Annotated in this window: 26 protein-coding genes and 2 tRNA genes; 11 read left to right on the forward strand and 17 right to left on the reverse strand. The window is 67.4% G+C overall.

What is annotated here, in order from left to right:
- Positions 1-23 precede the first annotated feature (23 nt).
- Positions 24-1448, forward strand: a complete 1425-nt coding sequence (locus tag RS86_RS06095) for a PLP-dependent aminotransferase family protein (RefSeq protein WP_045271317.1) — start codon at positions 24-26, stop codon at positions 1446-1448.
- A 17-nt stretch (positions 1449-1465) separates the two neighbouring features.
- Here RS86_RS06095 and RS86_RS20110 read toward each other — a convergent pair whose 3' ends face one another.
- The 6 genes from RS86_RS20110 to RS86_RS06125 form a co-directional block, all read right to left on the reverse strand.
- Complete coding sequence (locus RS86_RS20110) at positions 1466-1879, reverse strand: HNH endonuclease signature motif containing protein (protein WP_327037090.1); 414 nt, start codon at positions 1877-1879, stop codon at positions 1466-1468.
- 51 nt (positions 1880-1930) lie between these two features.
- A tRNA-Ala gene (locus RS86_RS06105) sits at positions 1931-2003 on the reverse strand.
- A gap of 51 nt (positions 2004-2054) precedes the next feature.
- A tRNA-Ile gene (locus RS86_RS06110) sits at positions 2055-2128 on the reverse strand.
- 67 nt (positions 2129-2195) lie between these two features.
- Complete coding sequence (locus tag RS86_RS06115; RefSeq protein ID WP_052680103.1) at positions 2196-3107, reverse strand: DUF4097 family beta strand repeat-containing protein; 912 nt, start codon at positions 3105-3107, stop codon at positions 2196-2198.
- Positions 3104-3790 carry a LuxR C-terminal-related transcriptional regulator gene (locus RS86_RS06120; protein ID WP_045271318.1) on the reverse strand — a complete coding sequence of 229 codons (687 nt, stop codon included), beginning with the start codon at positions 3788-3790 and terminating at the stop codon, positions 3104-3106. The genes RS86_RS06115 and RS86_RS06120 overlap by 4 nt, the downstream gene beginning before the upstream one ends.
- A 52-nt stretch (positions 3791-3842) precedes the next feature.
- Positions 3843-5126, reverse strand: a complete 1284-nt coding sequence (locus tag RS86_RS06125) for a sensor histidine kinase (protein WP_082076608.1) — start codon at positions 5124-5126, stop codon at positions 3843-3845.
- A 184-nt stretch (positions 5127-5310) separates the two neighbouring features.
- Between RS86_RS06125 and RS86_RS06130 the strand changes: the two genes are divergently transcribed.
- Positions 5311-6024, forward strand: coding sequence for a VIT1/CCC1 transporter family protein (locus tag RS86_RS06130; protein ID WP_045271319.1), 714 nt, complete (start codon positions 5311-5313; stop codon positions 6022-6024).
- A 65-nt stretch (positions 6025-6089) separates the two neighbouring features.
- Here the strand turns inward: RS86_RS06130 and RS86_RS06135 are convergent, their stop codons facing one another.
- From RS86_RS06135 to dnaA, 8 genes are all read right to left on the reverse strand, one after another.
- Positions 6090-6491, reverse strand: coding sequence for a DUF3566 domain-containing protein (locus tag RS86_RS06135; RefSeq protein ID WP_045271320.1), 402 nt, complete (start codon positions 6489-6491; stop codon positions 6090-6092).
- Complete coding sequence (gyrA, locus tag RS86_RS06140; protein WP_045271321.1) at positions 6488-9055, reverse strand: DNA gyrase subunit A; 2568 nt, start codon at positions 9053-9055, stop codon at positions 6488-6490. Before gyrA ends, RS86_RS06135 begins: the two co-directional genes overlap by 4 nt.
- A gap of 46 nt (positions 9056-9101) precedes the next feature.
- Positions 9102-11207, reverse strand: a complete 2106-nt coding sequence (gyrB, locus tag RS86_RS06145; protein ID WP_082076609.1) for a DNA topoisomerase (ATP-hydrolyzing) subunit B — start codon at positions 11205-11207, stop codon at positions 9102-9104.
- Positions 11208-11325: 118 nt separating this feature from the next.
- The gene (locus tag RS86_RS06150; RefSeq protein ID WP_045271322.1) at positions 11326-11823 is read right to left on the reverse strand and encodes a DUF721 domain-containing protein; all 498 of its coding nucleotides are present in this window, start codon (positions 11821-11823) and stop codon (positions 11326-11328) included.
- A complete protein-coding gene (recF, locus tag RS86_RS06155; RefSeq protein WP_327037091.1) occupies positions 11810-13195 on the reverse strand; it encodes a DNA replication/repair protein RecF in 1386 nt (461 codons plus the stop codon). The genes RS86_RS06150 and recF overlap by 14 nt, the downstream gene beginning before the upstream one ends.
- Before the next feature lie 54 nt (positions 13196-13249).
- A complete protein-coding gene (locus tag RS86_RS06160; protein ID WP_045271323.1) occupies positions 13250-13702 on the reverse strand; it encodes a GNAT family N-acetyltransferase in 453 nt (150 codons plus the stop codon).
- A 4-nt stretch (positions 13703-13706) separates the two neighbouring features.
- Positions 13707-14846, reverse strand: coding sequence for a DNA polymerase III subunit beta (dnaN, locus tag RS86_RS06165; RefSeq protein WP_045271324.1), 1140 nt, complete (start codon positions 14844-14846; stop codon positions 13707-13709).
- 497 nt (positions 14847-15343) lie between these two features.
- Entirely contained in the window at positions 15344-16744 is a 1401-nt protein-coding gene (dnaA, locus tag RS86_RS06170) for a chromosomal replication initiator protein DnaA (protein WP_045271325.1), read from the reverse strand.
- Positions 16745-17045: 301 nt separating this feature from the next.
- Between dnaA and rpmH the strand changes: the two genes are divergently transcribed.
- The 9 genes from rpmH to RS86_RS06210 all read left to right on the forward strand — a co-directional run bounded on the left by rpmH (position 17046) and on the right by RS86_RS06210 (position 23152).
- Positions 17046-17183: a 50S ribosomal protein L34 gene (gene rpmH / locus RS86_RS06175; RefSeq protein WP_045271326.1), complete on the forward strand. Its 138-nt coding sequence runs from the start codon at positions 17046-17048 to the stop codon at positions 17181-17183.
- Between the two features lie 3 nt (positions 17184-17186).
- The gene (gene rnpA, locus RS86_RS06180) at positions 17187-17519 is read left to right on the forward strand and encodes a ribonuclease P protein component (protein ID WP_045271327.1); all 333 of its coding nucleotides are present in this window, start codon (positions 17187-17189) and stop codon (positions 17517-17519) included.
- A complete protein-coding gene (gene yidD, locus RS86_RS20115; RefSeq protein ID WP_082076610.1) occupies positions 17516-17866 on the forward strand; it encodes a membrane protein insertion efficiency factor YidD in 351 nt (116 codons plus the stop codon). The genes rnpA and yidD overlap by 4 nt, the downstream gene beginning before the upstream one ends.
- A 3-nt stretch (positions 17867-17869) precedes the next feature.
- The gene (gene yidC / locus RS86_RS06185) at positions 17870-18964 is read left to right on the forward strand and encodes a membrane protein insertase YidC (protein WP_045271328.1); all 1095 of its coding nucleotides are present in this window, start codon (positions 17870-17872) and stop codon (positions 18962-18964) included.
- Complete coding sequence (locus RS86_RS06190; protein ID WP_045271329.1) at positions 18961-19446, forward strand: protein jag; 486 nt, start codon at positions 18961-18963, stop codon at positions 19444-19446. Before yidC ends, RS86_RS06190 begins: the two co-directional genes overlap by 4 nt.
- Positions 19447-19461: 15 nt before the next feature.
- On the forward strand, positions 19462-20103 hold the full coding sequence (gene rsmG, locus RS86_RS06195; protein WP_045271330.1) for a 16S rRNA (guanine(527)-N(7))-methyltransferase RsmG: 642 nt from the start codon (positions 19462-19464) through the stop codon (positions 20101-20103).
- A gap of 708 nt (positions 20104-20811) precedes the next feature.
- Positions 20812-21735: a ParA family protein gene (locus tag RS86_RS06200; RefSeq protein WP_045271331.1), complete on the forward strand. Its 924-nt coding sequence runs from the start codon at positions 20812-20814 to the stop codon at positions 21733-21735.
- Positions 21735-22712, forward strand: coding sequence for a ParB/RepB/Spo0J family partition protein (locus tag RS86_RS06205; RefSeq protein ID WP_045271332.1), 978 nt, complete (start codon positions 21735-21737; stop codon positions 22710-22712). The genes RS86_RS06200 and RS86_RS06205 overlap by 1 nt, the downstream gene beginning before the upstream one ends.
- A 101-nt stretch (positions 22713-22813) precedes the next feature.
- On the forward strand, positions 22814-23152 hold the full coding sequence (locus tag RS86_RS06210; protein WP_045271333.1) for a hypothetical protein: 339 nt from the start codon (positions 22814-22816) through the stop codon (positions 23150-23152).
- A 421-nt stretch (positions 23153-23573) separates the two neighbouring features.
- Here the strand turns inward: RS86_RS06210 and trxA are convergent, their stop codons facing one another.
- From trxA to RS86_RS06225, 3 genes are all read right to left on the reverse strand, one after another.
- Complete coding sequence (gene trxA, locus RS86_RS06215) at positions 23574-23897, reverse strand: thioredoxin (RefSeq protein ID WP_045271334.1); 324 nt, start codon at positions 23895-23897, stop codon at positions 23574-23576.
- Positions 23898-23968: 71 nt separating this feature from the next.
- Positions 23969-24922: a thioredoxin-disulfide reductase gene (trxB, locus tag RS86_RS06220; protein WP_045271335.1), complete on the reverse strand. Its 954-nt coding sequence runs from the start codon at positions 24920-24922 to the stop codon at positions 23969-23971.
- A 73-nt stretch (positions 24923-24995) separates the two neighbouring features.
- A complete protein-coding gene (locus RS86_RS06225; RefSeq protein WP_045271336.1) occupies positions 24996-25646 on the reverse strand; it encodes an IMPACT family protein in 651 nt (216 codons plus the stop codon).
- Positions 25647-25648: the final 2 nt, after the last annotated feature.

The raw sequence follows: 25648 nt of genomic DNA on the forward strand, positions 1-25648 counted from the left end.
TCCAATCGCTCTAGGCTGGCCTCATGGACTCCCGGCTTTCCGCACGTGCCCTCGTCGAGCTGCTCGGGCTGTGGCGCACCAGCGAACCCGCCTTCGACGCCCTCGCCGACGGCATCCGCCTGCTCTGCCTCGACAACCGGATCGCGCCGGAGACGGCGCTGCCGGCCGAGCGCGAGCTCGCGGCGGCCCTCGGCGTGAGTCGCACCACGGTCGCCGCAGCCTACCGGGGCCTCCGAGCGACAGGGCACATCGTGAGCCGTCAAGGGTCGGGCAGCGTGACCCGGCCACTCGGACGCACCACGTCGGCGCGCTGGTTCGACCGGGAAGGCATCGACCTGCAGCAGGCCAGCCCACCCGCGTGGCCCGGCCTACCAGGGGTGATCGCCGAGGCCGCTACGTCGGCTACCGCGCTCGTCTCGCGTGCGGGATACGACATCCTCGGCCATTCGGAGCTGCGCGCCGCGATCGCCGATCGGTACGCGCTGCTCGGGATCCCGACGTCGCCCGCGCAGATCATGGTGACCACCGGCGCGCAGCAGGCGCTCAACCTCATCGCCTCGACGCTGCTGCGCCGGGCCGACCGCGTGCTCCTGGAGACCCCCAGCTACCCGCACGCCATGGAGACGTTCCGTCGCGTGGGCGCCCGCCTCGTCGGGGTTCCCGTCGAGACCGCGCACGGATGGGATCTGGATCGCGCCGCGCAGGCCTTCGCCCGCACCCGGCCGGTGCTCGCGTACCTGATGCCGGAGTTCCAGAACCCCACAGGGCGCTCGATGACGGTCGAGGAGCGCGTCGTCTTCGAGCGCGCCGCGCACGACGCGGGCTCGGTGCTGCTCATCGACGAGACGACGGCCGACCTCGACATCGACGGCCTTCCCCGCGCACGGCCGCTGGGCACGGAGGACACCGGGACGATCCGGGTCGGATCCCTCGGCAAGTCGGTCTGGGGAGGACTCCGGATCGGCTGGATCCGCGCGGCGGACGACGTCATCCGCCGTCTGCGCGCCGCCCGCCCGACGCACGACCTGGGCACACCCGACCTCGAACAGGCCGTCGCGACGCGCATCGTGCACCGCCTCGACGAGATCCTGCCGCAGCGCGCGGCTCTGCTCGGCGCGGGCAGAGACGCCCTCACCGCGGCGCTCCGACGGGGGCTGCCCGAGTGGTCCGTGCCGCAGGTGCACGGCGGCGTCGCGATCTGGGTCGGACTGGGCGCGCCGCTCAGCTCGGCGCTCGTGATCGATGCCGCGGCGCACGGGCTGCACCTCAGCGCGGGCCCCCGCTTCGCCGTGGAGGGCGGGCACGAGCGCCACCTGCGCATCCCGTTCACCACGGAACCGCGCGAGCTCGAACGAGCCGCGGAGATCCTCGCCGGCTCGTGGCAGCGCGTCACCGCCGGCACGCCGCGCACGACCGCGTCCGCCACGCTCGCCGAAGCGGTCGTGTAGGCGGCGCAGTCGCCGCTCTACAGGGCCGGACTATCGTCTTCCGGAAGCAGCGCGCTCAGGATCGTTGCGTGGCGAAGGAGAAAAGCACGCTCGTCGAGCTGCTTGCGTCGAAGCCATGTCGTGACCTCGCCGTTGCTCTTGCTCGCGTTGCAGGATGCGCAGGCCGGCACCACGTTCTCCAGCGTGTAGCGACCGCCACGAGAGACCGGCTGAATGCAGTCTCGCTGTACGGCGACACCCGTGGACTGGCAGTACGCGCACCCTCCCCAAGCGTCACGAATGTCAGCCCATTGCTTCGGAGTGAGGTCGTTGTCGACGCCTGCCAACCGACGCTTCCTGCGCTTCGCGTACCGCGCGCGAGCTGCCGCAGAGGGTGTCGCGGCGGGGAACTTGCGACGGGGAGGCACCTGTTCACCGTACTGCGCAGGCACCCCAGAACGAGGAACGGACCCGGTCCTGAGACCGGGTCCGTTCTGATTCCGTGGAGCCTAGGAGATTCGAACTCCTGACATCCTGCTTGCAAAGCAGGCGCTCTACCAACTGAGCTAAGGCCCCTCATTCGACCGAATGAGCGGATCCGATTTCTCGGATCCGCTCACATGTCGGTGGGGCTACCAGGACTTGAACCTGGGACCTCTTCATTATCAGTGAAGCGCTCTAACCGCCTGAGCTATAGCCCCTTATCAACCTCCAAGACTTTACCGGACGTTGACACGATCACGAAATCGAGCGGCGCTCGAGCGGCGCTCAGCTGCCGTCTCGCAGGGTGATGCTGCCCGCGGACAGCCGTGCACCGATGCGGTGGGTCGAGGACGGATCCGTCTGGATCCGGGCGTCGATGGTGCCCGCCGACGAGTCCCGCATCAGCGCATAGCGCCCCGTCGGCACCGTCACGTCCATGGATCCGGCGCTCACGTCCAGGGTGACGTCGTCGGGCTGGCGGCCCGAGATCGTCGCGTCCAGTCTGCCCGCCGACATCGACAGCTCGGCCGTGGTCACGTCGTCCAGGCGGAGCGTCGCGGATCCCGCGTTCACCCGGGTGGTCACGGTCTTCGCGCCCCCGTCGAGCGACAGCGAACCGGCGTTCACCCGCGTGGTCAGAGCGTCGAAGCGCCCCTCGGCCGAGAGCGACCCGGCATCCAACTGCAGATCGGCCGTCACCTCGCCCTCCAGCTCCCGGGGGAGCGTGAGCGTCATCTGCGGATCGATGCCGAACCAGCCGGCGGTCCACCACCCGAAGGGCCCGTTGGGGCGGTCGACCCGCAGGACATCGCCGTCGCGGCGCATCGTCCAGTCGCTGCTGCCGGTGCCGCTGACGCGCATGGTCGCCTCGCTCACGTCGTCGAAGCGGATCGTCGCGGAGCCGCGCCCGACCTCGACCTTCAGTCCCGTGACGCCCGTTGTGTCGACGCTGGTGCTGCGTGCCCCCGAGCCGTCGCTCGAGGCGACCTGGGCGACGGCTGCGAGAGCGGAACCGCCGCCGACGGTGACCAGCGCGCCGCCGCCGATGATCGCCGCGGCGATCGTGATCGCGGCGAGCGTCCCCCTGCTCGGACTCGACGCCGGCGAAGGAGGGGCCGGAACGGGGTCAGTGCCGTTCGGCGCCGCCGCTCCGGACGGCTCGTGCTCGGGGGCGCTCGGAGGGGTGAGGTTCGTCATCGGTTCGTTCCTGTCTGCGGGCCGTTCAGGCCGGCACTGGAGAGGTGGGCGATCGTGGCGAGCACCCGGCGATTGCCGGACTCGTCGGGCTCGAGCCCGAGTTTCTGGAAGATGGCGGTGATGTGCTTCTCGACGCTGGCCTCGGAGAGGAACAGGGTGGCTGCGATGGCCTGGTTCGACTTGCCCTCCGCGATCAGCGCGAGCACCGTGCGCTCCCTCTCTGTGAGGCTCTGCATGCGGTCGTCCTGGTTGCGGCGGGTGAGCAGCTGCGCGACCACCTCCGGATCCAGGACCGTGGATCCGGACGCGATGCGCGCAACCGACTCGATGAACTCGGAGACGTCGGCCACCCGGTCCTTCAGCAGGTAGCCGAGCGGACCCGCCGATCCCTGCGCGATGATCAGGTCGCTCGCGTAGCGCTCCTCGACGTACTGGGAGAGCACGAGCAGCGGGAGCTGCGGGAGTCGCTTGCGCAGCGACAGTGCCGCGCGGATCCCCTCGTCCACGAAGGTCGGCGGGAGCCTCACATCGAGGATGCAGAGTTCCGGGTCGGTGGCGTCGACGGTCGCGTCGAGGTCGTTCGCATCGGGAAGCGCAGCGACGACCGTATGGCCGGCGTCCTCGAGAAGCCGCACGAGTCCTTCGCGGAGCAGCACCGAGTCCTCGCAGATCAGGATCCTCATGAGATGCGCTCCTTCGGGTCGGCGTCGTGGTGCTGGTCGAGAGGCGAGCGGGTCAGGATGCGCACGGGACGCTCACCTCCAGGCTGGTCGGACCGCCCACGGGGCTGTCCAGACGGAAAGTGCCGCCGGCCGCGAGCACGCGGTTCCCGATCCCGTCGAGACCGCCGCCGGGCAGCACCGTCGCGCCGCCGATGCCGTTGTCCTCGACCCTGGCCCAGAGCGTTCCCCCGTCGCGCACGCGCACGACGACCCGGCACTCGCTGGCCCTGGAGTGCTTGGCCGCGTTCGTGAGCGATTCCGCGATCGTGAAGTAGACCGCTGCCTCCGCATCGCGCGGGCATCGCCCGTCGAGCCGCACGTCGAGCACGACCGGCACGGGGGATCGCCCGGCCAGGGCGGAGAGCGCGGCATCCAATCCGCGGTCGTCGAGCACCGACGCATGGATTCCGCGGGCGAGCTGACGCAGCTCGGTGATCGCGGCCTTCGTCGAGGTGTGCGCCTCGGCGATGAGAGCCTTGGCGGCCTCCGGATCCGAGTCGATCTTCTGCTGCGCCATTCCCAAGGTCATGCCGACGGAGACGAGACGCGGCTGGACGCCGTCGTGCAGGTCCCGCTCGATGCGGGTGCGCTCCACGTCCGCCGCGCGCACGGCGCCCGCCCGCTGAGCGGTGGTCGTGCGCACCTGCTCGCTGAGGTCGAGGTTGCGATCGGGGGTGGCCACGATGCCGCGGGAGATCACCCGGTGCAGCAGCGCCACGCTGATGATGCCGACGATGCCGGCCGCAGCGCCCGCACCGCCGATGAGCGGAGCCCAGGCGCTCGGGTACCTCGTGCCCCAGCCGGTATCCACCTCACCGGAGGTGAACAGCGGAGCGAAGGCCGTGACCGCCGACCAGCCGAACCAGGCCATGAGCCTCAGCAGCAGGGAGCCGAGTGCGCAGGCGATGGCGAAGTTGGCCAGTGCGCGCCACATCCGGCCGTTGTAGGCCTGCCGCCACAGGGAGAGCAGCCAGCCGCCGAAGCCGGGGCGGTCGACCGCGCGCCAGCGGAGGGCCGGAAGATCGAACCCGTACAGGCCGTTCAGCCGGGCGATCTCGAACCAGGCGACGCCGAACACGGCGTAGACCAGACCCACGAGCACGAGCAGGCCGACACCGATGAAGCTGAGACCGAAGCCGAGCCCCAGGCCTCCGCCGAGGACGCCCATCACACCGGATCCGACCACGCCGAGAGCGGCGAGCTCGAGGATCGTGAGGAACAGGCGCACCGGGGTGCGCGCCGCCGCGGCGACAGGACCCGTCGCGGGGGGCGGGGAGTAGGACGGTGCTGTGCTCATGACTCCACGCTAGAGGCGGGCTCGCGGGGGCGGAACGGAGGAACCCGGGTGATCCGGTTCGGGGTTTCCGTAAGGACCCCGGTTATGCATGCCTTGCCTTGATGGACGCCGGTGCGCACAGGTGCTTACGTGGACCCATGGGCGTCCTGCCCATGTGTGTCCTCAGCGAACGGATTGAGACGACGTGACCGCACTGCATCCGCACGAACCGCACGGCACCGGCCTCGGACAGCGCCTGAACTGGCTGCGCGCCGGAGTGCTCGGCGCGAACGACGGCATCGTCTCCGTCGCCTCGCTCGTGGTGGGCGTGGCCGGCGCGACGACCGACAACGCCGCACTCCTCGTCGCGGGACTCGCCGGCCTGATCGGCGGCGCGATCTCGATGGCGCTCGGCGAGTACGTCTCGGTGAGCAGCCAACGCGATAGCGAGCACGCCCTCATCGCGAAGGAGCGCGAAGAACTGCGGACCATGCCCGAGGCGGAACTCGCCGAACTCACGGAGCTGTACCGTCAGCGCGGTCTCAGCGACGACACCGCCCACCGGGTCGCCGTCGAGCTCACCGCCCACGACGCCCTGGCCGCACATCTCGAGGTCGAGCTCGGCATCGACCAGGACGACCTCGTCAATCCGTGGCACGCGGCCATCTCGTCCGCGATCGCGTTCACGGCCGGCGCCATCCTGCCGCTGCTCGCGATCCTGCTGCCACCGGCGGGCTGGCGGGTGCCGGTCACTTTCGTCGCCGTCCTGATCGCCCTCGCGGCGACCGGCTTCCTCTCGGCGCGGATCGGCGGTTCCAACCCTGTGCGCGCCTCGATCCGGCTGGTCGTCGGCGGGGCGATGGCGCTCGTCGCGACGTGGCTCATCGGAACGCTGCTGGGAGCCACCGGCGTCGTCTGACGGTGCTCCCCCGGCGGGACGCAGAAGGCCCGGATCCGAGGATCCGGGCCTTCGCGCTGAATGCGTCAGTTCGAGGTGAAGCCGACCAGCAGTCCGCCGGTGACCTTGACCGCGAGGTTGTAGATGCCGGCGACGATCGCGCCGAGCACCGTGAACACGATGAGGTTGAGGATCGCGACGACGGATCCGAACGCGAGCACCTGCGGCAGCCCGATGATCGCGCTCAGCTTGGCGCCATCCGCGATGCCCGAGACGAACTCGTCGGCCTTCGTGAGCAGGCCCGTGGCATCGATCACCAGGTAGATGAGCAGGAACGAGACCAGCGTCACGATCGCGATGGCGACCGCGCCGAGGAAGGACAGCTTCACAGCCGACCAGAAGTCGATGTAGACCAGGCGCAGACGCACCTGCTTGCTGGAGGTCTTGCGGGAAGACTTCTTCGCGAGCTTGTCGGCTACCGTGCTCATGCGTCAGTTCCTTCGGGGGCTTCGGGGGATTCTGTCTCGGGGGCCGCGCCGGAGTCCTCGGACTCCTCATTGTCGGCCAGGCCGCGCTCGATGTTCCGTGCGATCGCGAGGATCCGATCGTCCTCGGCGGCCCTCGCGAAGACGACGCCCATTGTGTTGCGACCCTTCGCCGGGACCTCGGCCACGGCAGAGCGTACCACCTTGCCGCTGGCAAGAACCACAAGGACCTCATCGTCCTCCTGGACGATCAGACCCCCCGCCAGAATGCCCCGGTCATCGTTCAGTTTCGCGACCTTGATGCCCTGGCCGCCGCGGCCCTGCACCCGGTATTCGTCGACCGAAGTGCGCTTCGCGTAGCCGCCGTCGGTGACCACGAAGACGAACCCGTCCCCGGTGACGAGCGACGCGGAGAGCAGGCTGTCCTCCCCGTTGAACCGCATGCCCTTGACGCCCTCGGTCGCGCGCCCCATCGGCCGCAGCGCCTCATCCGTGGCCTGGAAGCGCACCGACATGCCGTGCCGGCTGATCAGCAGGACGTCGTCGGTGGCGTCGGCGAGGAACGCGCTCACGAGCTCGTCGTCCTCGCGCAGGCGGATCGCGATGACCCCGCCCTGGCGGTTGGTGTCGTAGTCGCCGAGGCGGCTCTTCTTCACCAGGCCGCCACGCGTGGCGAGCACCAGGTACTGCGCCGCGTCGTAGTCGCGGATGTCGAGGATCTGCGCGATCTTCTCATCCGGCTGCAGCGCGAGCAGGTTGGCGACGTGCTGGCCCTTCGCATCGCGACCGGCCTCCGGCACCTCGTAGGTCTTGGTGCGGTAGACCCGGCCCTTGTCCGTGAAGAACAGCAGCCAGTGATGCGTGGTGGTCACGAAGAAGTGCTCGACGAGGTCGTCGGCCCGCAGCTGCGCGCCCTTGACACCCTTGCCGCCGCGGTGCTGCGACCGGTAGTTGTCGCTGCGCGTGCGCTTGATGTAGCCCTCGCGGGTGACCGTGACGACCATCTCTTCCTCGGCGATGAGGTCTTCCATCGACACATCGCCGTCGAAGCCGTGCAGGATGTGGGTGCGACGGTCATCCCCGAAGCGGTCGACGATCGCGGTGAGCTCCTCGCGGATGATCGCGCGCTGGCGACCCTCGTCGGCGATGATCTCCTTGTAGTCGGCGATCCGCACCTCGAGCTCGTTCGCCTCGTCGATGATCCTCTGGCGCTCCATCGCGGCGAGGCGGCGCAGCTGCATGTCGAGGATCGCCTGCGCCTGCTCCTCGTCGATGTCGAGGAGGCGCTGCAAGCCCTCGTTCGCCTCCGCCGCGGTGGGCGAACGGCGGATCAGGGCGATGACCTCATCCAGCGCGTCGAGCGCCTTGAGGTAGCCCTGCAGGATGTGCATGCGCGCCTCGGCCTTGGCCAGGCGGAACTTCGTGCGGCGCACGATGACATCGATCTGGTGGTCGAGCCAGTGCGTGATGAAGCCGTCGAGCGCGAGCGTGCGCGGCACGCCGTCGACGATCGCGAGCATGTTGGCGCCGAAGTTGTCCTGCAGCTGGGTGTGCTTGTACAGGTTGTTCAGCACGACCTTCGCGACCGCGTCCCGCTTGAGCACGATCACGAGACGCTGACCGGTGCGGTCGCTGGACTCGTCGCGGATGTCGGCGATGCCTGTGATCTTGCCGTCCCGGGCAAGGTCGCCGACCTTCACGGCGAGGTTGTCGGGGTTCACCTGGTACGGCAGTTCGGTGATCACGAGGCACGTGCGGCCCTGGATCTCCTCGACGCCGACGACCGCGCGCATCGTGATGGATCCTCGTCCGGTGCGGTACGCCTCCTGGATCCCCTTCGTGCCCAGGATCTGCGCGCCGGTCGGGAAGTCCGGCCCCGGGATGCGCTGGATCAGGCCCTCGAGCAGCTCCTCGCGCGGAAGACCGGGGTTCTGCAGCGCCCAGAGCGCAGCCTCGGAGACCTCGCGCAGGTTGTGCGGCGGGATGTTCGTGGCCATGCCGACCGCGATGCCGATCGAGCCGTTCACGAGCAGGTTCGGGAACCGCGCCGGCAGGACGTCGGGCTCCTCGGTCTGGCCGTCGTAGTTCGGCGAGAAGTCGACCGTGGCCTCTTCGATGTCGCGAACCATCTCGAGCGCGAGCGGGGCCATCTTGGTCTCGGTGTATCGCGGAGCGGCGGCGCCCATGTTGCCGGGGGAGCCGAAGTTGCCCTGTCCGAGCGCCAGCGGGTAGCGCAGCGACCACGGCTGCACGAGGCGCACGAGGGTGTCGTAGATCGCCGAGTCGCCGTGCGGGTGGTACTGCCCCATGACCTCGCCGACCACGCGGGCGCACTTGGAGAACGACTTGTCCGGGCGGAATCCGCCGTCGTACATGCCGTAGATCACGCGGCGGTGCACGGGCTTGAGCCCGTCGCGCACGTCGGGCAGCGCACGACCGACGATGACCGCCATCGCGTAGTCGAGGTAGGACCGCTGCATCTCCGACTGCAGGTCGACCTGGTCGATCTTGCCGTGGTTGTGCCCGTCGGGGCCGATCGTCGAGCCCGTCGAAATGTCGTCAGTCATGAATCAATCTCTCGTGTGGATCGTCGTCGCTCGTGAGGAGGACGGATCAGATGTCGAGGAAGCGGACGTCCTTGGCGTTGCGCTGGATGAAGCTGCGGCGGGACTCGACGTCCTCGCCCATCAGCACGCTGAAGATCTCGTCGGCCGCCGCGGCGTCGTCGATCGTGATCTGGCGGAGCGTGCGCGTGGTGTGATCCATCGTGGTCTCCCACAGCTCCTTGGCGTTCATCTCGCCCAGACCCTTGTAGCGCTGGATTCCCGCTTCCTTCGGGATCCGCTTGCCGTTCGCGAGCCCGTCGTTGAGCAGGGCGTCGCGCTCCGCGTCCGAGTACACGTACTCGTGCGGCGAGTTCGTCCACTTCAGGCGGTACAGCGGCGGCATCGCGAGGAACACGAAGCCGGCCTCGATGAGCCCGCGCATGTAGCGGAACAGCAGCGTCAGCAGCAGCGTCGTGATGTGCTGGCCGTCGACGTCGGCATCCGCCATGAGCACGATCTTGTGATAGCGCGCCTTCGCCAGGTCGAAGTCCTCGCCGATGCCCGTGCCGAAGGCCTGGATCATCGCCTGGACCTCTTTGTTGGCGAGGGCCTTGTCCAGGCGGGCGCGCTCGACATTGAGGATCTTGCCGCGCAGCGCCAGGATCGCCTGCGTGTGCGGGTCGCGACCCTGCACGGCGGAGCCGCCGGCCGAGTCGCCCTCCACGAGGAAGATCTCGCTGATCGAGGGATCCTTGCTCGTGCAGTCCTTGAGCTTGTCGGGCATCGCGGCCGACTCGAAGACGCTCTTGCGCCGCGCGGTCTCGCGCGCCTTGCGGGCGGCCATCCGGGCGGTCGCGGCCTCGACGGCCTTCGTCACGACGTTCTTGGCCTGCTTCGGGTTGCGCTCGAACCAGTCGCCGAGCTGGTCGCCGACCACCTTCTGTGTGAAGGCCTTCGCCTCGGTGTTGCCGAGCTTGGTCTTGGTCTGGCCCTCGAACTGCGGCTCGCCGAGCTTGATCGAGATGACCGCGGTGAGCCCCTCGCGCACATCGTCGCCGGTGAGGTTGTCGTCCTTCTCCTTGAGGATGTTGTTGGCGCGCGCGTAGCGGTTGACGAGCGTCGTCAGCGCCGCGCGGAAGCCCTCCTCGTGAGTGCCGCCCTCATGCGTGTTGATCGTGTTCGCGTAGGTGAACACGTTCTCGGTGTACCCGGTGGTCCACTGCATCGCGACCTCGAGCGAGATCTTGCGGGCGGTGTCCTCCGACTCGAAGGCGATGATCTCGTCGTTGACGACGTCGGCCTTGCGCACGTGGTTGAGGTACTCGACGTAATCCACGAGACCGCGCTCGTAGAAGAAGACGTCGGCGCGCTGGTGGGTGACGACGGTGCCGTCGACCTCTTCATCGACCGTCGCGCCCTCGCGCTCGTCGAGCAGCTCGATGCGCAGGCCCTTGTTCAGGAACGCCATCTGCTGGAACCGGGTGCGCAGGGTGTCGTACTCGAACTCGACCGTCTCGGTGAAGATCTCCGCGTCAGGCCAGAACGTGATGGTGGTTCCGGTCTGGTCGGTCGCCTCGCCCTTCTCGAGCTGCTGCTGCGGGGCGCCGCCGTCCGCGAAGCGGTGCCGCCAGACGAAGCCCTTCTGCTTGACCTCGACGTCGAAACGGGTCGACAGGGCGTTGACCACAGAGGATCCGACGCCGTGCAGACCACCGGAGACGGCGTAGGCGCCGCCGCCGAACTTGCCGCCGGCGTGCAGGATCGTCAGCACGACCTCGACCGTCGACTTGGTCGGGTCGGAGGAGTGCGGGTCGACCGGGATTCCGCGGCCGTTGTCGACGACACGGACCCCGCCGTCGGCGAGCAGCGTGACGAGGATCTTGTCGGCGTAGCCGGCCAGCGCCTCGTCGACGGAGTTGTCGACGATCTCGTAAACCAGGTGGTGCAGACCCCGGGGACCGGTCGAGCCGATGTACATGCCGGGGCGCTTGCGCACGGCCTCGAGGCCCTCGAGGATCTGGATCGAGTCGGCCCCGTACTCCACTTCTGCGGCAGGCTTCGCCGTCGAGGCGGGGACGCTCGGCGTCGTCGCGGATCCGGGTGCTTCTGCCCCCGTCTGGGTCGAGTCGTTCGCGGTCGATTCGTTCGCGTCAGAGGGGGTTTCAGGCGTCATCTGAGAGGAGGCTCCACATCGAAGATCTAGACGCCCAGTCTATCGGAAAGACCCCTTCCTGTCTCGTTGTACGCGCTTCTGCGCGCCTGAAGTCCCCCAGGACGGGATGGATCATGTCCTAACCGTAGGTATCGCGCGGACCGCGCCCTGGAGCGACTCTGGGGCCCCATTTCCATGAAGGGACGTCCGGCCCGACGAAGCGGATGTTCTGCACACCGGCCTCCGGATACCGACGCCCGATCTCCGTGATGATCACCGCGCGCATGTACTGCAGGTTCTTCGCCCACGCCGTCGAATCGCATTTGACCGTGAGCATGCCGCCGTCGAGCGACACCGGCTCGGAGTGCTTCGCGGTGTCGGGGCCGGCGAGTTCCGCCCACTGCAGCACCAGATCCTCGCGGCTCAGCGCCGCCTCCCAGCCCGCATCCTTGGTGAGTTTCGCGAGGACGTCGCCGAGCGTGCCAGGATCCCGTCCCGCGGTGAAAGGCGCATTCTCGTCGTCGACGAGGCGCTTCTTGCGCTTCCAGTTCTTCGAGCTCGGCTTCAGCCCCCGCAGCCGCAGGTAGGTCGCGATGGTCTCGGGGACGTCGGGCTCGGAGCGCTCAGGGTCGATCATCGGTCACCTCCTGCCCGTCATCCTCCGCCTTTTCGGCCGGGTTCGTCGGCTCGGCCGGCTCGGTCGGATCCGCCGGCTCTGCCGGATCGGCCGGATCCGCTGCCGTCGTCGCAGGCGTTTCGGGGCGCACTTCTTCGTTTTGGGGCGCGTCCTGCCGGGATTCCGTGGAATCCTGCGCCCCAAACGTCGATTCTCCGCCCCGAACCTCACGTTCGTCCGTGATCGTGCCGGCCGAGACCCGGACCACGTGACGGTGCAGCACCTCGGGGATGTCCTCCTCGACCGCGGCGGTCACGAGCACCTGCTCGTACCCGGCGGTGATCCCGGCGAGACGGCGGCGGCGCTCGGCGTCGAGTTCGGCGAACACGTCGTCGAGGATGAGGACCGGATCCCCCGCGGGAGACTCCGCGCGCAGGAGCTCGGCCGAGGCCAGGCGCAGCGCGAGCGCGATCGACCACGATTCGCCGTGCGAGGCGTAGCCCTTCACCGGCAGGTCGCGGACCCGCAGCACGAGGTCGTCGCGATGCGGCCCGACCAGGGTCAACCCGCGCTCGAGCTCGGCCGAGCGCTTGGCCGCGAGGGCGGTGCGGAAGAGATCGGCCGTGGATCCAGCCGTGGATCCAGCCGCGGCATCCTGATCCGGTCGCAGGGCGTCGCCCTCCTCCGGGTCTCCGCCGCGGATCGACTGGGCCCAGTGCAGGCGCGGATCATGGTCCTCCCCGGCGATCGCGGAGTAGGCGGCCGCGAGACCGGGCTGCAGGTCGGCCGCGAGGCGGGACCGCGCGTCGATGATCTCGGATCCGAGTGCGATGAGCTTGTCGTCCCAGACGTCGAGCGTCGGAAGAGCCTCAGCCTTCATGCCGCGGGCGCGCGCGGACTTCAGCAGCGCGGTGCGCTGACGCAGCACCCGATCGTAGTCGCCGAGCACGGCCGACATGCGCGGGGTGCGCTGGATCAGCAGCTGATCGGCGAAACGACGTCGAGCGGAAGGATCCCCGCGCACGATCTGCAGGTCCTCCGGGGCGAAGAGCACGACGTGCGCATACCGAGGCAGGTCCGCGGTGCGCCCCGGCGCGCCGTTGATGCGCGCCTTGTTCGAGCCCTGACGGTTGATTTGCACTTCGATCAGGACTTTTCTCGGGCCATGCGCGAGCCGGGCTCGGACGATCGCAGCCTCGTGGCCGTCGCGCACCATAGGCGCATCCGACGAGACCCGGTGCGATCCGAGGGTGGCGAGGAAGACGATCGCCTCGGCGAGATTCGTCTTGCCCTGGCCGTTGCGGCCGACGAGCACGTTCGGTCCGCGGTGCAGCGTGAGTTCGGCGGTCGCGTAATTGCGGAAGTCCACGAGGCTGAGATGCTCCACAATCACCCGAGCAACCTTACCTGCGGGCCCCGACACCCGATTCGGGCCGGAGGATCCGTCTCAGAGATCGCGAGCGAGGTAGACCATGCCGCCCTCGCGCCGGATCTCGGACATGCCTGCCCGCGCGAGCACGGCGAGGGAGGCGAGGTTCGCCTCCTCGGTGTCAGCGATCGCGCGGACCGCGCCGTGACCGGCTGCGATCCGCAAACCCTCGGCGACAGCGGCGGAGGCGAGACCTCGTCCGCGGGCTGCGGGGACGAGTCCATACCCGAACTCGACCGTTCCCGTCTCGTCCGGCGGGCCGAAGAATCCGAAGCCGCCGACCGCGACGCCGTCGTCATCGCGGATGGCGTACAGCGTGAAGACCGGATCCTCCGCTTCACGGGAGGCGAGGGAGCGCAGCGGCACGAGTTCATCCGCGAAGGGATACTCCGGATGCCAGTCGTCTCCCGGCCGCTCATCGCGGACGACGATCCGCCCCGCGAGTGCGGGATCGATCGGGTCCAGCCTCATCTGCTCAGCGGAGCAGCAGGTTCGGCTGCAGCAGGTACTTGTACGAGTCGAGGCCCGCCTGGTCGACCGACGTCTGGCTCGTGATCAGCACGGGGCTGAGCTTGTTCGCGTTGTCGGACGAGGTGAACGTGACGCGCACGAACTCGCTCTTGAGCGCACCGAGCGCCTCGAGCAGGTACTGCGGGTTCAGGCCGAGGGTGACCTCTTCGCCGTTGAGGTGCGCGTCGACCGACTCGGAGGCGCGGGCCTGCTCGCCGCCGGAGGCGTCCATCGTCACATCCGAGGTGTCGAACGTGAACCGCAGCGGCGCGGACCTGTCCAGCACGAGCGCGACACGACGCACTGCTTCGGTGAGATCGGCGGTGCTGACGACCGCGTGGTGGTCGGTCTGCTCGGGGAAAAGCCGCCGGACCGGGGGGAAGTTCCCCTTGATGAGCAGCGACGTCACGGTCTTGTTGCCCGCCGTGAACGCGATGATCTCGCGATCGCCGGCACCGGAGAACGAGATCTGGATCGTGCCGGCGTGACCGAAGGTCTTGCCGACCTCCTGCAGCGTGCGTGCAGGGACGAGCGCTGTCTGCTCCGCAGCCTCGCCGTCCCAGGGCACGTCGCGCAGCGACACCCGATAGCGGTCGGTGGCCACGAGGCTCAGCGTGTTCTCGCTGACCTCGAGCTGGACGCCGGTCAGCACCGGGGTCACGTCATCGCGCGAAGCGGCGAAGGCCACCTGCGCGATCGCGGTGCCGAAGTCCTCGGCCGGAACGACGCCGCTGGTGCCTGTGACCTCGGGGATCGAGGGATATTCCTCAACGGGCATGGCCGCGAGGGTGAACCGCGCGGACCCGCAACGCACGGCGATGCCCCCGTCCTCCTCGACGGAGATCTCGATCGGGGCATTCGGCAGTCGGCTGGCGATGTCGGACAGAAGGCGGCCGTGCACGAGAATCGTGCCCGGTTCGTCGACGGTGGCCTCGATCGTGGTGCGCGCGGAGGCTTCGTAGTCGAAGGCCGAGAGGGTGAGACCCTCGTCACCGGCTTCGATCAGCACTCCGGCCAGGATCGGCTGCGGGTTGCGCTGGGGCAGCAGCTTGACGACGAAGGACACAGCTTCGCTGAAGACATCGCGATTGACCTGGAACCTCACGGCGCTCCTCCGTCGACTGGATGCGGAGGATGACACGTTTCTCCGCCCCTGGCACACACCAGGGGATCCCATGCTAATGCCACGCGGCGTCAGGTCCAGGTCGAAGTGCTTCGGATCCGGATCCATCCCCAACCGGGCACCGTGTGGTGATCGATGGACCGAGATTCGAAAGGAGTTCTTAACAGTGTTAACGCCTGTGGATACTGTGGATAACTCTGGGGATGCTTTGCGGCTCTAGGGAACTACAAACATGTGAGTTGTGGAGACCCTGCGGAAACAGTGGGGTCCCGGGGGGTCGTGCGCCGATCCGATTCCCCGAGTTATCCACAGATCGAGGCTCCGGATGGGGATCCCACGCCGTCCTGATCCCGAGATATCCCCAAGTTATCCACATGTGGACTTCCGGGCGAGGCGGATGCCGGATTTCGCCGTCGGGTCGCCGAACGGACCTCTCCGACGTCCCTGAGGCCGGGCAGAGGGGCTGAGCGCGGAGGGTGTCAGCGCCGGCTGAGCTGGGCGGTGATCTCGGTCACCTGGTTGAAGATGGCGCGACGCTCCTTCATGAGCTCGCTGATCTTCTTGTACGCGTACATCACCGTGGTGTGGTCGCGATTACCGAAGAGCTGGCCGATCTTCGGGAGCGAGAGGTTGGTCCGCTCGCGGCAGAGGTACATGGCGATCTGCCGTGCGGTCGCGATCTGCTGCGACCGACTGGATCCGTACAGGTCGTCCTCTGAGAGCTTGAAGTAGTTCGCCGTCGTCGTGATGATGTCCGTCGGCGAGATGATGCTGTCCTCATCCTGGTCGACGATGTCGCGCAGCGCGGTCTGCGCGGTGGCGATGTCCAGCGCGGAGCGATTGAGGTTCGCGAAAGCCGTGGCGCGGATGAGCGCGCCCTCGAGCTCGCGGATGTTGGACGAGACCTTGGTGGCGATGTACTCGAGCACGTCGTCCGGGACGTGCAGCTGCTCGCTCTGCGCCTTCTTGCGGAGGATCGCGATGCGCGTCTCGAGGTCGGGCGCCTGCACATCGGTGATGAGGCCCCACTCGAACCGGCTGCGCATCCGCTCCTCGAAGCCGGTGAGGTGCTTCGGCGGAAGGTCGCTCGTGATGACGACCTGCTTGTTGTGGTCGTGCAGCTGGTTGAAGGTGTGGAAGAACGCCTCCTGGGTCTCCGCACGGCCCTGCAGGAACTGGATGTCGTCGATCATCAGGATGTCGACCTCGCGGTAGCGCGCCTGGAAGGCGGATCCGCGGTTGTTCGCGATCGAGTTGATGAAGTCGTTCGTGAATTCCTCGCTCGACACGTACCGCACCTTGACCCCGGCGTAAAGGGACTGCGCGTAGTCGCCGATCGCGTGCAGCAGGTGCGTCTTGCCGAGGCCCGGCCCGCCGTAGATGAACAAGGGGTTGTACGCCTTCGCGGGTGCTTCGGCCACCGCGACGGCCGCGGCATGCGCGAACCGGTTGGACTGGCCGATGACGAAGTTGTCGAAGACGTACTTGGGGTTCAGCCGCGATTCATGGCGGGTCGGGGTCGACTGCTGCTCGATGGGGGAGTCGACCCTGGTCTGCTCCTGCCGCCCTGGCACGAAGTCGGCGACCGGGATCGGAAGGGTCTGCTGCTCGACCATGTCGTGGTTGACCGTGACGCGGAAGGACGTGACCTCGTCGCCGATGCGACTGAGCGCTTCCATGATCGGCAGGCGCAGGCGCTTGTTGATCTGTCCCGCGGTGAGATCGTTCGGCACCTCGAGGTAGAGGGTGGCCGTCATCACGCCGGCGGGCACGGCCAGGTTGAGGAAGCCCTGCAGGGGTGCGGTGACGCGTTCGTCGCGGGCGAGCTCCGCAAGAAGTTCGTCCCAGACGGGGACCTCGGACTCTGCGGCTGCGGACATGGTTCCCCCGGGCGACTCGGCACAGCGGGCGGACCTGGACACGCTGCCTGTGGATAACTGCTCGTGCCACGGTAGTCAGCCTGGGCCGCAAGGGCAAGCTGTGACTGGGAAGGACAGACGGCGTGTCCCTGTTGAAGGATCCCTCCACAGATGTGGATAATGATCCTTTCGCCTGCTCGGTTTGCGATGTGGAGGTCTACGTCGTAGCCTTAATCGGTTGACTTATGCCATTTCGGCAGTCTTTGTCCACCGTCTCCGGCCGCATCGATCCCGGTGACAGCTTCCCTCTTCCGGAGAAATCATGAGCAAGCGTACTTTCCAGCCCAACAACCGTCGTCGCGCCAAGAAGCACGGCTTCCGTGCCCGCATGCGCACCCGCGCCGGCCGCGCCATCCTCGCGGCCCGTCGCACGAAGGGCCGTGTCGAGCTCTCGGCGTAAACCGTGCTCGCCCGCCCGCATCGCCTCGTCCGCGGGTCCGACTACCGCATGGTGGTTCGGCGCGGGCGGCGATACGGCGGGCCGCGGTTGGTCGTCTCCGTGCTCGACACCGGAGAGCAGCGCCCCGTGCGCTTCGGCTTCATCGTGAGCAAGCAAGTAGGAAACGCCGTGACCCGGAACACTGTCCGGCGACGCCTGAAGGACGCATGCGCCCGTCAGTTGCCGCTGCCCGACGGCGTCGACATCGTCATCCGCGCCCTGCCCTCGGCGGCAGAGGCGCCTTTCGTGGATCTGCTCTCGGATCTCGGACGGGCCGTCGATCGAGGTGTGCGATGAGCGCGCTGCCGGCGTACTCGCGGGGGACAGCGCACCTGCACGCCGGTGATGCGATGCGGGCGTTGCCGCTGGTGCCGCGCAACCTCGTGCTGGGATTCCTCACCGCCTATCGCGCGGTGGTGTCGCCGCTCTATGGCGATGTCTGTGCGTACTACCCATCTTGTTCCGCCTACGCTGTAGGTGCGGTGCAGCAGCACGGTGCGGTGAAGGGCGCAGGCCTCTCGGCGTGGCGGATCCTGCGCTGCAATCCCTGGAGCCACGGCGGCGTGGACGACGTGCCACCGCATTCCGATTTCCGACACGCCCTCACGCCACGAGGATTCGTCGTACCCTCCCGAAAGGACTGATCAGTGGGTTCCGACCTCCTGTTTGCCGCGTCAACGACGCCCGCTGCCTCCGGCGGTGGCTTCGATCTTCTCGGCATCGTCATGTGGCCCTTCAAAGCGCTGGTCGAGGCGATCCTCGTCGCCTGGCACTGGCTGTTCACCGCGATCGGCATGCCGGGCGCCGCTGGTCTCACCTGGGTGCTGTCCATCGTCGGCCTCGTGCTGGTGATCCGCGCGGCGGTCTTCCCGCTCTTCGTGCGGCAGATCAAGAGCCAGCGCAAGATGATGGAAATCGCCCCTGAACTGAAGAAAGTTCAGGAGAAGTACAAGGGCAAGCGCGATCAGCTGAGCCGCGAGGCGATGAGTCGCGAGACCATGGCCCTGTACAAGAGGCACGGCACGACCCCGATGTCGAGCTGTCTTCCGCTGCTGGTGCAGATGCCCTTCCTGCTCGGCATGTTCTACACGCTGAGTGACGTCAAGAAGCATGCCGTGGCCGGCGAAGGCGGTGTCTGGCTGCTGACGAAGCAGCTCACCAAGCAGTTCTACGACGCCACTCTCTTCGGCGTCGCCCCGCTGCACACGAGCCTCACCGACGCGGTGCAGCAGAAGCCGGCCGGCTGGGAGACCACGGTCGCGATCCTCGTCGTGCTGGTCGTTCTCATGATCGGATCCCAGTTCTTCACGCAGCTGCAGATCATCTCGAAGAACCTGTCGCCCGAGGCCAAGACCGGCCAGGCGTATCAGATGCAGAAGATCATGCTCTACATCCTGCCGCTGGGCTTCATCTTCTCCGGTCTGTTCTTCCCGCTCGGCGTGGTCATCTACTGGTTCATCAGCAACCTGTGGACGATGGGCCAGCAGTTCCTGGTGCTCCGAGAGATGCCGACACCCGGATCCGATGCCGCCAAGGCACGGGAGGAGCGTCTGGCTCGCAAGGGCAAGGCGATCAACTCCGAGGGCAAGGTCGTGCCCATGGTCGCGTATCAGGCCGAGCAGCAGAAGATGCTTGAGGACGCCGAGCGTCTGCGGGCCCAGCAGCCCAAGCGGCAGCAGCCGAAGAGCGCCAAGCGCGCGAAGAGGGACCAGGACAAGACCCCGAACGGAGACAAGGCATGACCGAGCAGGATGTCGCCGAGCCGACCGTGTCGGATCTCGAGAACGAAGGCGATGTCGCCGCGGACTTCATCGAGGGTCTGCTCGACATCGCCGATATCGACGGCGACCTGACGCTGGATGTCAAGCAGGGACGGGCATACGTCTCGGTCGAGGCTGAGGGCGATGGTCTCCGTCTGCTGTCCGCTCCCGATACGGTGCAGGCGCTCCAGGAGCTCACCCGTCTCGCGGTGCAGAGCAGCACAGGATCCTTCTCCCGCGTGATCCTTGATGTGGCCGGATCCCGCGATGCCCGTCGATCCCAGCTCGAGCGCCTGGTCGATTCGGCTGTGGCGAAGCTCGACGAGGGCGCATCGCAGGCGTCGCTGCCCTCGATGTCCAGCTACGAGCGCAAGCTGGTTCACGACATCGTGTCGGAGCGGGGTCTCATCTCCGAGTCCTACGGCGAGGGTCCGACCCGGCACACCGTCATCCGCCGGCACTGACGTTTCACGTGAAACATGACTGAACCGGAGTCGTCCGAGCTCGAGCAGGAGCCGGCCGCCGCGTCGACGCTGTTCGGTGACCGGATCGAGCTCGCCCGCGCCTTCACCGCGGCACTCGCCGAGCAAGGGGAGGAGCGTGGCCTGATCGGCCCGCTCGAGGTGCCACGACTGTGGACGCGGCACATCCTCAACAGTGCGATCGCCGCCCCGCTGTTCCACGGCGCTGTGGCGGATGTGGGTTCCGGCGCGGGGTTGCCCGGCGTCGTTCTCGCGATTGCGCGACCCGATGTGCAGTTCACGCTCATCGAGCCGATGGAGCGCCGTGTGGCCTGGCTCGACGAGCAGGTCACCGCACTGGGACTCTCGAACGTGACCGTTGTCCGCGGGCGCGCGGAAGAAGTGGCCCTGACCGGGACTTTTGACATGGTCACGGCGCGCGCCGTGAGTGCGCTGCGCACCCTTCTTCCGTGGACCGCGCCCCTCGCCCGCAACGGGGGAGAGCTCGTGCTGCTCAAGGGCATCAATGCCGAGAACGAGATCACCGCGGCTCAGAAGCAGATCCGGAAGTTCTTGCTGAGTGACGTCCGGGTCGAGGTGCTCGGTGAGGGCGTGCTCGCGGAGACCACACGGGTGCTGCGCGCGACTGTTCGCGGCTGAGTCTCATCACGTAGGCGGCAGTCCCCTCACGTTCGTGGCTGCGAAGCCTCGAAGAGTGGCGCCCGGGCTGCGGGGCGGGAGGCCTACGAATCGGCGGGCTCCTTCCCGCTTCGCGGGCCCCTCCCGATATTCGTAGGCCTCACACCCCTCCGCCTCCCTCCGCGACGGGCCGGCTGCGCGTGATCTGCGTGGGAGGCCCTACGGTTGTGTTTCACGTGAAACATCGTGCGACCCAGCGGATCGAGGTATTGATGCCTTCGCGGCATGGCAGGCACGCCCCAGGACGGACTGTTTCGATGGTTCATCGCCCGAGCTAGCTTGCTGATCACGGTCGATGGCTGACACAGGGCTGGGGCAGTGCTCACGGTCGCTACGTTTCACGTGAAACATCACCGGCGTCCCGTCCCGTCGCGTCGTACGGCAAGCGTTCTCGGCAGGGGAGGGTGCAGGGGTGTTCGGGTGACGAATATCGGGAGGGGCCCGCGCAGCGGGAAGGAACCCGCCCATTCGTCACCCGAACACCCCGGAGCCCGGGTGCTCATCGATTTGCGGAACTGAGGCGGCGGTCCGACCGCACTGTGGACAGGAGGCCACCATGTTTCACGTGAAACATCACCCGGATTCGTCGATGCGAGCGGGGATTGTCGGCTGCGCAAGTTAGAGTGGAGATTCCGTCGTTTCCCCGTCGGAGATCGTCGAAAGGAGTGGATGTTTCACGTGAAACAGTCCTCAAGCACCTCGACTGCTGGATACGGCGTGGACACCCCCCTAGCGCGGGAACTCGCGGATCTGACCGCTCGCCGCAGAGCTTTGGAGTCGGTCACTGTCGGATTCGATGGGCCGACCCGCGTCTTCACGATTTCCAACCAGAAGGGCGGCGTCGGTAAGACCACGACTGCCGTGAACATCGGCGCAGCGATGGCGGATCTCGGTGCGAAGGTCCTCGTGATCGATCTGGATCCTCAGGGCAACGCATCGACCGCGCTGGGGGTTCCGCACACCGCCGATCTGCGGAGCATCTACGACGTTCTGATCAGTGACGTGCCCCTTGCAGATGTGGTGCAGGAGAGCCCGGAGTCGCCGAATCTGCTGTGCGCTCCGAGCACGATCCATCTCGCTGGTGCGGAGATCGAGCTCGTTTCCCAGGTGGCGAGAGAGCATCGCCTGCGCACGGCACTCAATGACTACCTGGCTGCGCATCCTGCAGATGTGGTCATCATCGACTGCCCGCCCTCGCTGGGTCTGCTCACGATCAACGCGTTCACGGCCGCCACCGAGGTCATGATCCCGATCCAGTGCGAGTATTACGCACTGGAGGGCCTGAGTCAGCTTCTCGGCAACATCCGGATGATCCAGAAGCACCTGAATCCGGACCTCACGATGTCGACGATCCTTCTGACGATGTTCGATGGACGCACCCGTCTCGCTCAGCAGGTTGCGGAGGAGGTGCGTGGTCACTTCCCGCACGAGGTGCTGGATACCGTGATTCCGCGTTCGGTGCGCGTCTCGGAAGCCCCGAGTTTCGGTCAGACGGTGATCGCCTACGACGGACAGTCGGTGGGTGCGGTCGCCTACAGAGAAGCAGCAGTGGAGATCGCCCGTCGGGCATCCGAAAACGAGAAGGGGCACTGATGGTCAAACGCACAGGACTCGGCCGGGGGATCGGCGCACTCATCCCCACCTCGGATGCCACAGAGCGTCCTGTCGACGTGTTCTTCCCTGGTGCCCGCACCGAGGTGGCGGTGGAAACCGCCCCTGCAGCGAAGGCTTCGGAGGCGGAGGAAGACCTCATCGCCGTGCCCGGTGCTCGTCTGATCCGCGTGGATCCGCACGACATCGTCCCGAACCCGCGTCAGCCGCGGACTCACTTCAACGAAGGCGACCTCGCGGAACTCGTGCACAGCGTGCGCGAGTTCGGTGTGCTGCAGCCCGTCGTCGTGCGTCAGAACGAGGACGGCAAGTACGAGCTGATCATGGGGGAGCGCCGCACTCGCGCGGCGAGGGAGGCGGGACTGGAGTCCATCCCCGCGATCCTGCGCGAGACGGCGGATGAGGACCTGCTGCGCGATGCGCTGCTGGAGAACCTGCACCGGTCCCAGCTGAACCCCCTTGAGGAGGCGTCCGCCTACCAGCAGCTGCTCGAGGACTTCGGTATCACCCAGGAGGCGCTCGCTCACCGCATCGGCCGCTCGCGCCCGCAGGTCAGCAACACGATCCGCCTGCTTCGCCTGCCGGTTCCCGTGCAGCAGCGCGTGGCGGCCGGCGTACTGTCGGCCGGACATGCCAGGGCGATCCTCTCCCTCGATGACGCCGACCTCATGCAGCGGCTGGCGGACAAGGTCGTGAACGAGGACCTGTCCGTGCGCGCCACGGAGGAAGCCGCGAAGACGATCGCCGCGGCGGGCGTCGTGACGAAGTCGGTCAAGCCGCAGGCTGGTGCGCGACGTGCCTATCTGGATGATGTCGCGGGGAAGCTCGGCGACCGGTTGAACACGCGCGTCCAGATCGCACTCGGTGCAAGGAAAGGCCAGGTCAAGATCGAGTTCGCATCGATCCAGGACCTGAACCGCATCCTGTCCGAGATCGGTGAGGAAGGCTTCGGCTCCTAGGCGCACGGCTGCACTCCCATTCCTTGTCGAAGGCCCGGCGATGCTCCGCGAGAGCGGATCCTCCGGGCCTTCGTCCATCCGGCGCCGCGTAGGCTTGAGGGGTGACTGAGTCCCCGACCCGCCGTGCCAGCCTCGAAGTGCTGCGCGCTGAAGCGGCGGATGAGTTGGCCGTCCTCGTCCAGGAACGGCTTCTCGGGGGAGAGGACCCGTGGGCCTTCATGGAGGAGCTGCCCAGCGTCGACGAGCTGGTGGTCTTCCTGCTGCGGGCCGACGAGATCATCGAGAGCGGTGGTGTCCGCCCGGACGAGGCGGGCAACTTCGATGTTCTCCGTCGGATCGCTCTCGACTACCCGGAGCTCACCTCGATCGTGTGGGGCCTGCTCGGGGATGGCCCGAAGTACCGTCGGTGGGACCTTCTCGCCGACGACGCACGTCCCTGACCCGGGTTCGGCGACGTTTCACGTGAAACATCGCGCTCTGACCACGTCGTCACCCTCGCCATGATTGGGGCGTTGGCCGGGCAGCAGATCATTGACGACGTCGCGAATCACAGGCGTAGCTGGTCCCCGTGATCGGCACACAAGCATCGCCTGTCCGGGGGTGAGGCAGATGAGAGGATCGAGTTCGCGTGCATCCGCACGCAGCTCCACAGCCAGCCTTCTGGTCTCTCCGGGATGGAGTGGTGTCGCCGCGACGACCGGGGGTCAGCCCGAGCGTTTCACGTGAAACGCTCGGACTGATAGGGCTGGATCCCATGGGGAGGCATCGCGGGGGAACGACACGTTTCACGTGAAACATCGCCCGAGGAATGACGAAGCCCGCCCTCCCGAAGGAGAGCGGGCTTGGAAGCCATCGACGGGATCAGCCGAGGAAAGCGGCCAGATCCTGCTCGAGCGCGAACTTCGGCTTGGCGCCGATGATCGTGGTCTTGACCTCGCCGCCCTGGAAGACCTTCATCGCCGGGATCGACGTGATCTGGTACTTCATGGCGAGATCGGGGTTCTCATCCACGTTGAGCTTGAGGATGGTGATCTTGTCGCCGTTCTCGGCCTGGATCTGGTCCAGGACGGGCGCGACCATGCGACAGGGACCGCACCACTCGGCCCAGAAGTCGACCAGAATGGCGCCGTCGGCCTGAAGCACGTCCTGCTCCCAGGTCGCCTGGCTGGTTGCCTTGGCAGTCATGATTCTCCTTTGTGAAAGCGTGAGACGCTCAGAGGCGTCAACAGTGAGAGGGGCTGAAGTGTTCCCGGGGCCTAGACGAGGACCGACTCGGCGGAGGTTCCGTCCGAGAGGGCCGCGAGGAAGTGCTCCACGTCCAGCGCCGCGACGGTGCCGGATCCTGCTGCCGTGATCGCCTGGCGGTAGGTCGGGTCGATCACGTCGCCGGCCGCGAACACGCCGGGAACAGAAGTGCGCGAGGTGCGCCCGTCGACCCAGATCGTTCCCTCAGCGGTCAGGTCGAGCTTGCCGTGCACGAGGTGGGTGCGAGGGTCGTTCCCGATCGCGATGAACAAGCCATCGACGGGGAGGTCGGTGGTGGTGCCGTCGACCGTGTTGCGCAGGCGCACTCCGTTGGTCGCGTCGTCACCGAGGACCTCCTCGACCGCGCTGTTCCAGATGAACTCGATCTTGTCGTTCGCGAAGGCCCGCTCCTGCATGATCTTGGAAGCGCGGAGCGAGTCCTTGCGGTGGATGATGTAGACCTTCGAGGCGAACTTCGTGAGGAAGGTCGCCTCCTCCATGGCAGAGTCCCCGCCGCCGACCACGGCGATCGTGCGCTCGCGGAAGAAGAAGCCGTCGCAGGTCGCGCACCAGGAGACGCCGTGGCCGGAGAGGCGCTCTTCGCCGGGGATACCCAGCGTGCGGTACGCGGATCCGGTCGCATAGATGACGGACGAGGCCTCGAGGACCGTGCCGCTGCCGAGGGTGACCTTCTTGATCTCGCCGTCGAGCTCGAGCTCGGTGACGTCGTCGTAGAGGACCTCGGTGCCGAACTTCTCGGCTTGCTCCTGCATCTTGGCCATCAGGTCGGGACCCTGGATGCCCTCGGGGAAGCCGGGGAAGTTCTCGACCTCGGTGGTCTTCATCAGTTCGCCACCGACCTCGACCGAGCTCGCCACGAGAACCGGATTCAGGTTCGCGCGAGCCGCGTAGATCGCCGCGGTGAATCCCGCAGGTCCCGAACCGATGATGATGACCTGTCGCATTGCTTCTCCTTGCTGTCGCACGCTTCAACACATGGTACCGGCGCGGCATTCCGCGGAGCTGGGCGAGCAGGCGTCAGTCGGCGGCGACCTCGACGACGCGGGTCCCGCCGAAGACGGGGGAGAGGGCTCCCGCCGACAGTGCGGCGAGGTCATCGATGAGCACAGTCCGGTCGGAGAGAGGGATCCAGAGCGTGAACGACGCCGAGGATCCGTACACGACCTCGCCGAACGAGGATCCGTGCGTGCCGGCCCAGTCCCGGAGACCGTTGTCGATGCGTCCCGCGTCCGCGTGGGGCACGTCGACGCGCGCCTCGAGAAGCTCGCGACGATGCAGCAGTACGGACTCGTCCAGAGCGTCGGAGACTGCCGTCGAGTAGGCCCGGATCAGCCCGCCCGCACCGAGCTTCACGCCGCCGAAGTACCGGGTGACGACGGCGACCACGTCGGTGAGGCCGCGGCGTCGCAGCACCTCGAGCATCGGGATCCCCGCCGTGCCGGAGGGCTCGCCATCATCGGAGGACCGCGCCTGGTCACCTGTCACACCGGTCACCATCGCGGTGCAGTTGTGGCGCGCATCCCAGTACTGCCGGCGGATGGATCCGATGACCTCGTCCGCTTCGGCCACGGACCGCACAGGGACCAGGTGAGCGATGAAGCGCGACTTCTTCACGACGAGCTCACGCGTCACCGGAGCGGCGATCGTGTCGGGGTAGGAGCGTGTCATGA

Source organism: Microbacterium azadirachtae (assembly GCF_000956505.1).
Taxonomy (GTDB): domain Bacteria; phylum Actinomycetota; class Actinomycetes; order Actinomycetales; family Microbacteriaceae; genus Microbacterium; species Microbacterium azadirachtae_A.